9 protein-coding genes are annotated in these 14,339 nt (G+C 33.3%); 1 reads left to right on the forward strand and 8 read right to left on the reverse strand.

Annotated elements, in window-relative coordinates; translation table 11 throughout:
• Window positions 1-2 precede the first annotated feature (2 nt).
• The 5 genes from ACQUQZ_RS12435 to ACQUQZ_RS12455 all read right to left on the reverse strand — a co-directional run bounded on the left by ACQUQZ_RS12435 (window position 3) and on the right by ACQUQZ_RS12455 (window position 7,515).
• On the reverse strand, window positions 3-1,184 hold the full coding sequence (locus tag ACQUQZ_RS12435) for an FG-GAP repeat domain-containing protein (protein ID WP_435355287.1): 1,182 nt from the start codon (window positions 1,182-1,184) through the stop codon (window positions 3-5).
• Between the two features lie 47 nt (window positions 1,185-1,231).
• Window positions 1,232-4,057: a PVC-type heme-binding CxxCH protein gene (locus ACQUQZ_RS12440; protein WP_435357652.1), complete on the reverse strand. Its 2,826-nt coding sequence runs from the start codon at window positions 4,055-4,057 to the stop codon at window positions 1,232-1,234.
• A 108-nt stretch (window positions 4,058-4,165) separates the two neighbouring features.
• Complete coding sequence (locus ACQUQZ_RS12445) at window positions 4,166-4,804, reverse strand: 3-keto-disaccharide hydrolase (protein WP_435355289.1); 639 nt, start codon at window positions 4,802-4,804, stop codon at window positions 4,166-4,168.
• 523 nt (window positions 4,805-5,327) lie between these two features.
• Window positions 5,328-6,380, reverse strand: coding sequence for an acyltransferase family protein (locus ACQUQZ_RS12450; RefSeq protein ID WP_435355291.1), 1,053 nt, complete (start codon window positions 6,378-6,380; stop codon window positions 5,328-5,330).
• The gene (locus tag ACQUQZ_RS12455) at window positions 6,367-7,515 is read right to left on the reverse strand and encodes a glycosyltransferase family 4 protein (RefSeq protein WP_435355293.1); all 1,149 of its coding nucleotides are present in this window, start codon (window positions 7,513-7,515) and stop codon (window positions 6,367-6,369) included. Before ACQUQZ_RS12455 ends, ACQUQZ_RS12450 begins: the two co-directional genes overlap by 14 nt.
• 182 nt (window positions 7,516-7,697) lie before the next feature.
• Between ACQUQZ_RS12455 and ACQUQZ_RS12460 the strand changes: the two genes are divergently transcribed.
• Window positions 7,698-9,065, forward strand: coding sequence for a hypothetical protein (locus tag ACQUQZ_RS12460; protein WP_435355295.1), 1,368 nt, complete (start codon window positions 7,698-7,700; stop codon window positions 9,063-9,065).
• A gap of 172 nt (window positions 9,066-9,237) precedes the next feature.
• Here ACQUQZ_RS12460 and ACQUQZ_RS12465 read toward each other — a convergent pair whose 3' ends face one another.
• The 3 genes from ACQUQZ_RS12465 to ACQUQZ_RS12475 form a co-directional block, all read right to left on the reverse strand.
• A complete protein-coding gene (locus ACQUQZ_RS12465) occupies window positions 9,238-11,094 on the reverse strand; it encodes a LysM peptidoglycan-binding domain-containing protein (RefSeq protein ID WP_435355297.1) in 1,857 nt (618 codons plus the stop codon).
• Window positions 11,095-11,617: 523 nt separating this feature from the next.
• The gene (gene pgi / locus ACQUQZ_RS12470; protein ID WP_435355299.1) at window positions 11,618-13,264 is read right to left on the reverse strand and encodes a glucose-6-phosphate isomerase; all 1,647 of its coding nucleotides are present in this window, start codon (window positions 13,262-13,264) and stop codon (window positions 11,618-11,620) included.
• Between the two features lie 137 nt (window positions 13,265-13,401).
• Window positions 13,402-14,205 (reverse strand): glycoside hydrolase family 25 protein, encoded by an 804-nt coding sequence (locus ACQUQZ_RS12475; protein WP_435355301.1) that lies wholly within the window; start codon window positions 14,203-14,205, stop codon window positions 13,402-13,404.
• Between the last annotated feature and the right edge of the window lie 134 nt (window positions 14,206-14,339).

The following is a 14,339-nucleotide window of genomic DNA, read 5'->3' on the forward strand; positions in this document are numbered from 1 at the left end:
TTCTATTTTTTGTTGATAAAGTTTTCAAATAAAAACACGCCATTTTTGTTTGAAACAATAATATCTATTTTCTTGTCCTTGTTAATATCCTTAGCAACGATATTCAAACCTGCTCCAGAATCATTATCAATCTGATATTCTTTCCAATATGGTTTTTGGGCAGGCGTAAATTCAAAATACAACAATAATGCTGGGTCAGCATCACCAGGGTCACGGCCATGATGTGCCAAGAATCTTTTTCCTGTAATGTATTCAGCACGTCCATCTCCGTTCAAATCTGCCATAATTGAGGCATGCGTTTGTGCAGTTGAATTACTAATTTGATGTGTTACAAAATTTATTTTACCTTGTTCATCTACTTGTTCATGAAACCAAATTCCTAAAGCATGGGCAGATGCACTCACAACGTCGTTTTTGCCGTCACCATTCACATCAAGTATTTGCATATGAGAGCAAGGCTCACCCAAATTGGCTGCATGAAACTCCCAATTTCCTGCATTCAAATTTTTTGTTCCTTCAAACCAACCTTCACGAATCACGACATCCTTTATTCCATCTTTGTTGACATCGCCAAAGCCAATTCCGTGTGAAAAAATCTCCGTACCTTTAACATTTTCTGCACTTAAATTAAACCGCTTCCACTCAGTTTCTCCTTTTTTTAAGGGAGCTTGAAGCCAAATAATTTGTTTTTTTGTTTTATCGCCACAAAGGATATCCAGTCGTCCATCACCATCAATGTCAATAAATCCAGGTGATTCGTTAGAAATGCCAACTGAGTCGGCAATGATATGCTTTTTCCATTCATTAACTTGTTGCTTTTTAGGGTTTTCAAACCAAAATGCTGGCTTTCCAGGGAAATCAATGATCACTACATCGTCCCAACCGTCCAAATTCACATCCATCCCTAAGTCTAAGAAAGAATTACTGTATTCTTTTCTTGGCTCAAATGTTCGGGACGGAGCCATTTCATGCTTTATCCAATTGGGAGCCTCAAACCAATAATATCCTGCAATAATATCCAGGCGACCATCTTTATTCAAATCTGCTACTGCCGCACCCTCTGAAATAAAATCTCTCGTGAGTGTTGTTTTTTTGAAGTTAACATTGGTTTGACAGTTGGCATTGCTTTGAAAAAGCAAGGTGCATACTGCGGTAAATTTGATTAGTTTATTAATAATATTCATGAGTATATTTTTTATAAATCTTTGAAAGTCAATATTTAATCGCATTTTCAAAGGCTTTTATTTTCTAAGATTTTTTCAATTGCCATGATTTCTTCATGATTGGTGTGACTCATTTTAGCTAAACGTTCACTCAACTCTTTCAATTGTTTCTTTGATTCTTCGGTATTAATCGCACCTACTCTTTGAATCGTATAAAGCAAAAATTTAGGCATTTTTGCTTTTTCTGCCATGAGAATAGCACGTTTTATGTCAATTTCGGACAAAGGCTCTGCTGCATACCAAACCATCAAGGGCTGATTATGATCAGCCTTATCCTCAACTTTCTGAACAAGAGCCTCTACAACTTCCCATCTTTTGCTTGGTTCTAATCTTTGCATTGCAGCAGCTAAATATAGCCGTACCAAAGCTGAATTATCGTTCTGAGCTAAAATATTTAATTGTTTTAAAGTTTCATCTGTAATTGATTTATTCTCAAGCAAGAGTTGAATGGCCCAACTTCTAACATATTCGCTTGGATTACTCAACAAATCAGTCATTTCTTTCTCTGTCAAACCCTTGGTAACATGGAGTGTCCACAAAGCTCTGAGTTTTCGAGTGGCATCAGGATTGGTATTTAGTATTGCTTTCAACGCTTCATGCACTTGTTTGTTTCCGCCTCGCTCTTGCAAAATTGTTCTTGATTGACGCACAAACCACTCATTGGCACTCAACTGATAATTCACCAATTCCATATCGCTTGCTTTAGCTAAATCTACCTGAACCCATTTGTCATTTTCATGACTAATTTTAAAAATACGACCCATTGTTTTATCATGTACATCAGGGTTTGAACTATGGCACTGGTTTTTGTCATACCAATCAATTGCAAAAACAGAGCCACTGGCATCATACTTAAAATTTAGCCATTGCGACCATGAATCATTCATTGCCATGAAATCTTTTTTATGTGAACCAACATAACCAGAACCCGAGCGTGTCAATTGATCAATATTTAGCTTTGCTCCATTGATATTATTCATGAAAATATTATTATGGTATTCTTTTGGCCAACTATTGCCTCCTAAATATATCATTGCCCCTGCATGAGCATGACCACCACCTGCGGCAGCAGATCTAAAATTTCCTGCATGGGGTCCTCTTTCTCCAAGCCAATGCCGATGGTCGGCTATTGTTTTAATATCATCATAAATATATGGATTAAAGTGCTTTCCAGCCTGACGGAAGTATCTACCACCTTGAATAATATGGTACAAATGTGGGATCACACATGCAGTAATAAATGGATGACCGTAATCATTAAAATCTATTCCCCAAGGATTGCTTGAGCCTTCTGCAAAAACTTCAAACTGATGTTTTGTAGGGTGATATCTCCATACACCAGCATTGAGTTTGACTCTTTGCTCGTCTGGTGTACCAGGTTTTCCAACTTTTGAATGTGTAAATACGCCATGTGTACCATAGAGCCAACCATCTGGCCCCCAACGAAGACTATTAAGCGTTTCATGGGTATCTTGAGTTCCCCAACCATCAAGCAATTTTTGAGGTTCTCCTGTTGGTTTGTCTTCCTTAAAATCAGCAGGTATAAATAATAAATATGGTGCTGCACCCAACCAAACGCCACCCATACCCACTTCGATGCCACTTACTAAATTAAGCCCCTCCATGAATATTTTCTTCTTGTCTAATGTACCATCTCCATTGGTATCTTCAAATATCAAAATTCGGTCACGTCCTTGTCCTTCGGGTGCTGGTACGGGATAAGTATGCCCTTCAACAACCCAAAGCCTTCCTCTTGAATCAATTGTAAAACTTATTGGACGAATAATATCTGGCTCAGCTGCAGCTAATGTAATTTTAAAGCCCTTGGGAGGTGTCATGGCTTTGGCAGCCTCAATACCCGAAAGCCCTGCATTTAAAACAGGGTCAAGCGGCGGTAGAATAATAATATCTTTTTGGTTAAGTTCATTCGGGAAATTAGGTCTTGTCGAATAAAAAAGGAAGTTATCAAAGTTGATGTGAGCCCACTTATCGTTAGGTATATACGGAATCTGAGAAATGCCAGTTTCGTTATCAATTATACGAATAAAAATATTTTTATTCATATACGGTTTCAAATTAACAACAACTGGCTGAAGTGTCGCTCTTCCTTGCCCAGTTGAATGATAAATAACTTTCTTAGTATCTGCCAAAACGATTTCAACACGGGTATCTTGCAATGCTCCTCCCGATACTTGAAAGGAAGCATAAGGGTGTGTAACAATAAACGGAACTGATGTAAGCGTACCCGTAAGTTTATAATTGAGTGTACCTCCACTGCTTAAAAAATGTTTGCCTTCAAAACCTATATTCATATCTTTTTCATGAATAGGTGATGGGTCTTCACTAATTAATGGGTTTACAAAAGCATCTCCTGTTGCTTTCCAGTCGGCAAGTGTGCCGCTTTCAAAATTTAGATTCAAGAGTTTACCATTTTTCTTAGGTATGATTCCCACGATTTTTGTTTCAGAAATATCACCCTCGACGACTTCCAATTTACCAACCATGCCTGCTGCACGATGTCCAGGTACAGAACAATAGTAAGTGTCATTTTTTTCCGCAACAAAAACGATACTTGTTTTTGAGCCTTTCTCTAAGATCGTTTTGCTTTTAATGCCTAATTTTTCAATCGCAATATCATGCGTCATCAATTCGCCATTTGTAATTGTGATTCTTATACGATTGCCTTTTTTTACCCGTAAAGTAGGATTTCTTGTTCCATCTTTGGCAAAATAACCAAGCATAGTTGCTTCCAATGCATATTCTTGGTCAATTTTAGTAGTATCTTGAAGGGGTTGGGTTAATGGAATAATTGCTCTACCATATATTTGGGGCATAATAACGATTCCAAAAAGAAAGAAGAGAAGTAAAAGAGGTTTGTTCATAGTTTTGAGTCAAAGGGTGAATAATATTATAGTCGTATTTTATTGCTTTTAAAATTGATATTATGGTAATTCTTGAATGAAAATATCTTTGAAGGCGACTTGTGCTGCACCATCACCATGAATTTGCAAACCTATCAATCCAGATTGTGGTATTGTCAAATCGGCCTCCGTATAGTCAGTTGTTTGTTTGCCGTTAATAAAAATTCTAATTCTTCGATTTTCAGCTCTTAATTCGTAATTATTCCAGTCATTAAGTTTAATGATCTTTTGTGTTTCATTGGGATCATTTCCAGCAATGGTCTTATTTCTTCTTGATTCATCATACAATGTACCCCAATATTTTTCTCCATAATCTGCCTGATAACCAGTCATTTCATGGGCAGGGTCTTTCAAACGTTGACTTCTAAATTGAATGCCTGAATTAATAAAACCTACGTTTCCAGTCAATTTAACTTTAAGTTTTAAAATGAAATTTGCATAACTACGGGTAGTACATAGAAAATCATTATGTGGCACTTTTTTATCTAACATTCCTCCTATTAAAGCTCCATTTTCTATTCTCCACATATTTAATGTATCTCCTTCCCAACCGCTAAACGTTTTACCATCAAATAATCGAACAGGCTTGGGTGGAAATTGTACGACAAAACTTGTCAAAAAAAAGAGGACCAATACTGACCAAGAAATGAGTTTTTTCATAAAAATAAGGTAGGTTATAGTTCCATAAAGGATGAAATATAATGATAGCGAAGAGGCTCATCCTTATGCAATGCTAAAATACATATTTTACACAATTTAATTATAAAAGTTCTTGATTTTTTGATAAAATCAAGAATTATCACCCTCCCCTTAACCCCTCTCCCACAAGAGAAGGTAAAAAAGTTATCCTAACTCAAATTACAGTGCATTTAGTAGCGTTTGATCATTCATTTAATAAAAGACTGTTACACTAATGCGGCAAGGTAGCAGTAAGCCCCGAAAGCTTCTTGCACAAGTGCGGCAAGGTAGCAGCAAGCCCCGAAAGCTTCTTGGAATATTGGACAAATTTCTATTAAACTATTCAAAGCCATAGTCCTTAAGACTTCAAAACCAATAAAAAAAAGATGGGTCAATTTCCTGAATGCCTTAGGTATTTAATGGGTTGAAGACAATAGATAAGTTATAACATCCAAATAATTGGATTTAAAAGCAAATAAAAAAAAATAGTAAACTATAGGGGAAATTACATTTTCAATTTTAATATTTTTTGCTCAATTAACTTCCACGAAGCAAATGCTACCACTGTTGTTAGCATCACCAAAAAAATTAAATTCCAAATACTTCCCGAAAATCCTAAACTAAGCATCGCATTAACGATTGGCATGTGGTAGATATAAATGCCATAAGAAATGTCGTTTTCATGCAATAATTTTTTACTTAAATCAGTATATGAAAAAGCAAATGAAATTGTCAATAATGAAAGCAGTGTATTAGCCATAATTCCAGCGATCGAGCTATCATATGGATAATAATAAAGTTTAAGCCAACCATGAAAAATAAGTGTATAGATTATATAAATAGCAAGCCAAATCAATACTTTTCCTCTTATTAGTGGTTCAATCCATTTAAAATTTTTATAAATGGCGATACCAGTTAAGAAAAAGTGAAGATAAACCAAAACCGTATTTCCTAAAAGCTTATCATACAATTCATGTCGAAGCATCCAAGAATTAGTGAGATGAAAATCCTTGATAATAACTGAGATAATAAAGAAAATGGCAAGTATTGTATTTGTGAGCCATAATTTTTTATTTTTTCCAACCACGTAAAGAATCAATGGTAAGACCAAATAAAATTGGAGTTCGATTGCAATACTCCACAAGCTACCATTGGGGTGTCCTACTCCCCATGTTTTTAGATTTGGGCTTGCATAAAATTGAAAAAAAGATATTTGAGCCAAAAACCACATCCCTAAATCTTTCAAATTGAATGATTTAGCAAAATATAAAAATAGTATAGCTGTGATACTTGTACAAACCCACAGAGCAGGAAAAATACGAAAACTACGATTTTTAAAGTATTTTTTTAATTCGAAGTTATTTCTTTCAAGCGAATACGATATTAAGAAACCACTAATGGTAAAAAATATGGGTACTCCAGGCAATTGGTATAAAATCACCAGAAAACCATAAAGATGATCGAAAACCTCCAGATGCTCGGCACCATGCCAAAGCAAAACTTGAAAAGCGGCAATTAAACGTATTAAGTCAAAATTATTGTTTCTATTGATTGTCATAAACTACTTTTTTGAAACCATCGTACATTTCCTGAGCAACTTGTTCGGGTGAAAACCTTTGAATTATTTCTTTAGATTTTCTACCAAAAGGAGCAATCTTTTCTGGTTCATTTACAAATTTATTAAAAATATTGGTCAATTCTTTCACATCATTAGGATTAAAAGTATACCCATTTTGGTCTTCTATCACCAAATCATAAGCAGAGCCACATTTATTTGATACAATGACTGGCATACCACACGCCATTGCTTCATTTACAACCAGCCCCCAAGGTTCTGAATAACTGGGAAGTATAAATACATCACCCAATGCCAATATTTTTGGCACATCATACCATGCCTGCCCTGCTATAAATCTAATACCGTCCAAATGATTATCAGCAGCATATTTTTTCAATTTCTCCTCTTCACTCCCATCACCTAAAATAATCAATCCCCATTCAGAGTCAGCCAAAGGTTTATAAGCAGCAAATAAATTATCCAAATTTTTAACTTCGATGAGCCTTCCAACATAAATAAAATTATACTTCTTTAATTGATAGATTTCTTTGTTGGTTTTTCTTTCAATCACTGCTTCATTATAGATTGTTTCTACTTTTTGATTATCAACTGCATTGTTAGCAACCAAGATATGTTTAGGCTGCATCCCCAACTTATACATATACTCGGCTGATTTTGAACCATAACAAAAAAAACCTTGAGCTCTACTGACAATAAACCGTTTTAAAGCTTCTCTCCACCAAATGTTCGGATTATCACCTTCTGTCGAATCTGCAGAAATGATAACCTTTATCCCTTTCATTCTACAATAAAAAAGCACCAAATTCATGGCTGGTTCATAATATCCAGGTAGGTTTACTACGTCGGGTTTAAACTTACGTATCCAATAAATTGATTTTTTAGTTCTTTGCCAAATGGTAGTATTTTCATAATAGTCCTCAAATAATACTTGAACATTATATTGATGGATACTGTAATCTATACTACCAATTTTTGCACGAGTAAATTCATTAAGAGCAGTTTGAAGGACTAATAGCTCATCATTTGGATGTTTATCAACAACTTTTTGAAGCTCCGTATAGATTTTTGCTTTATAATGAGCCCAAAAAAACTGATGTATAACGAGCATCTTCATGCTTTATGTGGTTTTGTATGAAAGAATGATTATTTTTTTTCCTTATTTATTGAAGACTAATACTATTTTAGCTTCTAAAAATTCCACAAAATTAAGAAAATTTAAGCCGCAAAATAGGAAAATTGCAACAATAAACTTTATTTACGAGTATAGTGAAGTATATTTGTAAAAAAAATTGTACAATGGTCATTTACATTGATTGGTTACTCAATAAAATAAATAAATATAGGCAAAGTCTGGGATTAAGTTTCTTTTTTGTTGGTCTTCCTTTGGTTTATTTTCTTCGTGATGGAATTAAATTAGCACCTGGCAACTCTGCGTTTACAGCAGCGTTTACTATATTAAGTCTTTTAATTGCCTTTCCTATAAATCCAAAACGTTTGTATCATGCCAATACTATTGGCTATTTGCTATGTTGTTTGTATGGTATTATAGCTCTTATTTATTTGGCTCTATATGTACCCAACAGAGGTTGGTTTACCAATACCCCAGTTGAAGTAGTTAATCAATTAGTATTATTGACTGCTATGTTTATTTTTGCTGGCACTTCAATCAATACTTTAAAAAGTACTTTTGTACAATTTACGCTCTTTTTTAGTGTTCTTGGAGGTCTTAGCTTGCTATATTACATTGCAAGAAACCCAGCTTATGTGATTGGTATGAGAGCTGCCATTAGTTTTGGCGATGATGGAGGAATGGGGTCGATGGGAAATCCTCATATTTACGCTAAAAGTGCTTATATTGGAGTAGTTGCTGGAATAATATTATTAAAAAACGAAACCCGTCAATTATGGCGTTGGGTATATTATACAAGTGTGTTTATACTATTATTAGTCATTGGACTTTGTCAATCAATGGCAATTGTAATGATCACTGGTGTTTTTTTCTTTCTCTATTTTATCTCAAATTTGAAAGCACACAACATCTATAAAAGTTTAAAATGGATTTTTGGTTGGCAAGGTATTATATTATTCATCATCTCTGTTTACGGAATATATTATATATGGGAATATACGAGATATGATGAATACATAATCAACGTTTATGAAAAAATCTTTGAAAGGTTTGACAAGATATTTGTTACATTTTTTGATAACGATACGGCACAAAAAGTTAAATTCGCAGGTGATTCTTCGGCATCTACACGCGTAACAAATATTGAATTAGTTTTCAAAACACTTGCCAAAAACCTCGATAAAAACAATTGGTTTCGTATAATATTTGGCAACGGTTACCAAGATTATTATGTTGATTCTCCATTCATTGAAATGTTCCATGATTTGGGAGTCATTGGATTGTTACTTTTTACTGCCTTACATATTGTAATTTTATATTGGATTTTTAAAGAAATTTTTAATCCAACCTGTGATTTTACCCTTATGCTTGCCTATGTATTTTTAGTTACGCTCATTCAAAATTTTACCTTTGGAATGCCTTATGATTATGGTAGATGGTGTTCAATGGCTTTCGTAGCTCGGTTTGCCTTGAGCTATAAAAAAGTTTTAATTAGCAATGATTATGATACGTCAAAATCCATCGTACCAAATTAATCAATAAGGTAAAATAACTAAAACTTTGCTTATCAAGTCAAAGCGTTTTAATCCATTAATATATTTCAAATAAGTACTGCTGAAATGATTCAATCAATAAGTTCTATACAAAAAAAATTAGCTCCCGCCAAAGGTAGAAGCTAATCTGAGCTATTGAGTGAATCTATACTATTTACAAACGTTTAACTTTCAGAACTGTACCAACCTCGATAATGGTACTTGATAAATTATTCAACTTCCACAATTGTTCGACCGATACGTTATAATTTACTGAAATTCTGAAAAGGGTTTCGTCCTTTCGAACGGTGTGATATACATATTTAATACTTGACTTATTTTCCTCTTTACCTACACTAGATTCTGCAATTGTTTTGGTGTTAGGAACTGATTCATCTTTCAAATCTTGCTTTTTTTCATTCAGATCATTTTGCTGAACACCCTTTTTATCAACATCTTTGGGCAAATTTATATTTTTTGGCTGTTCTTTCCTAATTTCTTGGCTTAAAGGTAAAGAATTTAAATCAATTTCCTTTGGTGCACTTTCGACCAATATATTTTTGTCATTATTTACTACTAATGCCTGATTTTCTTTTACAATAATGGTGTCTTTGACTGGAATTGGAACAAGACGTTCACTATCATTTTCAGTACCTATTAACTCTTCAATGGCAGCAAATTCATCGGGCATTTCGATGTATTCTATCGGTTTATTTTTAGGCCTTGTTGTTTGCATCCAAATAATTCTGCCTCTTTGTAAACGCTGAACTGACTCTAATCGATTATATTCTAAAAGGCTCTCTAATTTGACACCATAAATTTGTGAAATATCCCAAAGTGTTTCACCTTCTCTTACCACGTGAAAGGGAACACTTGCCTTCACATTCTTCTTTTCTATGTAATAAACCTGACCGATATGAAGTAAATCGTTTACTTTCATATCATTATATTCAACAAATTTTTCAATTGAAATGCCTGCTTTATATGCCATATTTACTACAGCATCACACATTTCAGCTTGCAATCCCTTTAAATCATTAATCTTGTAAAAAATTCCACCTTTATTAACACCCTTACTTTTTTCTACCAGTTCTTCTCTTTTCAAAACTGGAAAACCTAAATCTTTTGAAGGAAGCCCAACCTTTCTTGACAATTCTGCCAAAGTCCTAACTTCATTGAATCTACTGGTAGGCACTACAACCAATACTTGGCAATCTGTATCAGGAACATTTTTGGAAATTAGCCAGAGATTATACTCACTCAAAGTAGCGGGTTCTACTTTTAATTCGGCAGAAATTTTGTTTAATGTTTTACCTTTACTGTATGGATATTCATATACAACCTTAGGTACAGCAGGTTTATAAAGCGGAAATTCTTTTTCTATTGCTAATTTGTAGGCTAAAAACTGCAAAATTGCCATATATGCAGGGCTATCTAAAAGTATGTAAGCATTACCAGACCACTTCTTGCTAACTTCCAGTAAGCTTAATACTTTCTTATCAGATATATGCGAAAAGAGAGTTGTACCCCAATTGCTGTACAAGACATAGTTTCTTTTCAAACACATTGCAGCTCCTTTGGTAGCCGCAATTAGATGCTTTCTTTCATCTAATTGGTTATTCATCAATAAATCTACGTCTTCTGCTTTTTGCTTATCGAGACACCAAAAAACCCCAGCTTCGAGGTTAATATTGTTTTCAATAGAAGATTGATATTTATTATAACTAACCAAATATTTAAAATCATCTGGTACATTTTGCTCTCTTAATATAGGTTCAACTACTGGCAAGAACAATGCAACTTTATCTAATTGATTTTGAATATTTTGTTTGTTTGACTGAATATTTTTCAATTCATTTTGTATTAAATAACGAGTTACGTCATTTAACTGAAATGTAATATCAGCAAACTTAACTTCGTAAGGAACGAGTGGATTATCTGTTTTGTGTGGAGCGGCGAATACATTATTATTTCCCCAAAAAGTAAAAAGGAATACAAACTCAATTGTATATTTGAAAGCACGTAAGTCCATTATAAGATTCACAGATACTGTTGAGAGGGAGATGTCCTAACTCTTACATAAAAACATCTCTCTCAACAGATGATTACCTTTACTTTTTTTGGGTTTGAGCTTGAACTTTCGTTCGGCTGCAGTGTGTTACCACGAATGATAACACCCACTCTTATATTTAATTAGGAAAGCGATTTGCTATTGTGTTCCAAAGGTATATGATGAATTTTAAATTTCCAAATGTAAACGGTTAAATTTTTTATAATTTCCATAATTTTTATTTTTTCAAAAAAAAATGAAAACGAAATTGTACCGTTAAATAACTTATTATCAAGTCTTTATAAATTTCTTCAGACTACTATTTAATAAGAATTTTCAAATTAAAATAATTTAAAAATTGCAATTCGAATCAAACAAATAATACATTCTATAAATTTTGTACATTTGTAAAGAAAATTTTTCCTTAAAAAAACAAAAAACTATCAGAAAATCTGATAGTTTTTTGTTAAATATTTTTCCACAAAAAATAAAAAAATTCAGTTATTTATTTTCTCCACTTCTTGTATTGATTAATCAAAGCATTGGTTGAGCTGTCATGGCTTTCAACCACTTCATTATTAGTCAATTCTGGGTAAATTTTGTTAGCTAATTGCTTTCCTAATTCAACACCCCATTGGTCAAAACTAAATACATTCCAGATAATTCCCTGAACAAAGATTTTATGTTCATACATCGCAATCAAACTACCTAAACTTTTAGGAGTGACTTTCTTTAAAAGTATAGAGTTTGTTGGACGATTTCCTTCAAAAACCTTAAATGGAGCTATTTTTTCAGCTTCATCTTTCGACTTCCCTACTAATTCTGCATCAACTTCTTCACGAGTTTTACCATTCATCAATGCTTCTGTTTGTGCAAAAAAGTTAGAAAGCAACATTTTATGATGTTCACCAATAGGATTATGAGATATTGCTGGTGCAATAAAATCAGCAGGAATTAATTTTGTTCCTTGATGAATCAACTGATAAAAGGCATGTTGTCCGTTTGTACCCGGCTCGCCCCAAATGATTGGCCCTGTCTGATAATCTACCTTTTTTCCGCTTCTATCAATATATTTACCATTTGATTCCATATCTCCTTGTTGAAAATATGCTGCAAAACGATGTAAATATTGATCATAAGGCAAAATAGCATGAGAATCTGCCCCATAAAAATTATTGTACCAAATGCCTAATAATGCTAAAAGGACAGGTATATTTTTTTCAAAAGGTGTACTCCTGAAATGATTATCCATTTCATGAGCACCTAAAAGTAATTGCTCAAAGTTTTCAAATCCAATCGAACAAGCAATCGACAAGCCAATGGCAGACCAAATTGAATATCTACCTCCTACCCAGTCCCAAAATCCAAACATATTTGCAGGATCAATTCCAAACTTCTCAACTTCCTTTTGATTGGTTGAAATGGCTACAAAATGTTTTTTAACAAAAGATTCATCTACTGCACTTTTCAAAAACCAATCTCTTGCCGATAGGGCATTAGTCATGGTTTCTTGAGTCGTAAAAGTTTTTGATGCAATCATAAATAATGTGGTTGCAGGATTAACTTTTTTCAATGTTTCGGCAATATGTGTTCCGTCAACATTCGATACAAAATGAATATTTATGTTTTTCTTTTTATAGGCTTTCAAAGCTTCAGTGACCATAACTGGACCTAAATCCGAGCCCCCAATACCAATATTAATAATATCAGTGATTGATTGATTGGTATATCCTTTCCAAGTACCAGAAATAACATTTTCTGAAAAACGCTTCATTTTCAACAAGACTTCATTGATTTCTGGCATTACATCCTTTCCATCAACTAAAATGGCAGAATTTGAACGATTTCTCAAAGCAACATGTAGTACTGAACGGTTTTCAGTTTGATTGATTTTTTCACCTTTAAACATTTGCTCAATCGCATCAGACAATTGACACTCCTTTGCTAAATCAGTCAAATAGGACAAAGTTCGACGGTTGATATTGTTTTTTGAATAATCAAGTAAAATATCATTGAAACGTACTGAAAATTTCTTAAAACGATTTTTATCCTCAGCAAATAGTTCTTTCAAATGCTTTTTGCTGATTGTACGATGATGAGCTTTAAGTTTTTTGAAAGCCGAGGTTTGAGTAAAATTTGTAGAATTAAGCATGTTTTGATTTGATAGTTACTTGTTATTAGTACTTAAATTATTTTGAAAATTTACTGAATATAACAAGGACATAAGATTTTGAACATTAAAAATTATTGGATGATAACAAGAAAACCACTAATCAATTTCCTAAATAATTATTTTTCAGGTTTAATACAAATATCAGCTAAATGGCTTTTAGAAGCCACGAAAACATTAAAGTCAACATTACCTTTTACACCGTCAATTTTTCCCTCTGCACTATGTTGCCAAATCATTAATTTTGCATCCTCATATCCTTCTAATTTTTGACTATCATAATCAGAAATCCAAAGCGGATATTCATCAAAATTATCTTTTATATATTGTCTATATATATAAGCATTTGTGTAGATAATTGGCTTTGAGCCATAATGATTTTCAATAACATTGATAAATGTTCTAACATTATCAACTAAATTTTCACGCACTTTTCTACCTTTTCCATGAATTTCAAAGTCCACCACAGGCACAAAATCACCCTCTTCAAGTCTAACAGATTCAATAAAGTTTTGTGCTTGTAACTTTGGGTCTGCCCAAGGCACATAAAAGTGGTAAGCTCCACGAATCAGTCCTTCACGCTTTGCTCCTCGGAAATTATAATCAAAATCTTGGTCTTTAAGGTCAGTTCCCTCTGTAGCTTTTACAAAACAAAAATTGATTTCAACCTTATCATCATCACTATGCTTTACCTTAAACCAATCAATGTTTTCGTTATGATGTGAGACATCAATACCATGAATCGTGTATCTGAGGGGTAATCGAATGCCAAAATTTTCTACATAAGTCCACTTTTGCCCATCACTTACATAGACAGGGTACAAAGTAATAAGAGCAATAACTATTAATATATAAAGACTTTTGAGGCTAAGTAACTGATTAGATACTTTTTTCCAAAAGCTCAACTTCTTTTTTTTCTTCATTTTTCAAAAGAGTATTATCAACTTATCTACTAATGAAGTTCATAATACAAATATTATGCAAAAATAAATAAAAATAAAACCGAAAGAAAATTACTTTCGGTTTTTGGAACTCGTTTCAAAAATAAACAATACAA

Origin of the sequence: Emticicia sp. SJ17W-69, assembly GCF_051209875.1 — a bacterium.
Lineage (GTDB): Bacteria > Bacteroidota > Bacteroidia > Cytophagales > Spirosomataceae > Emticicia.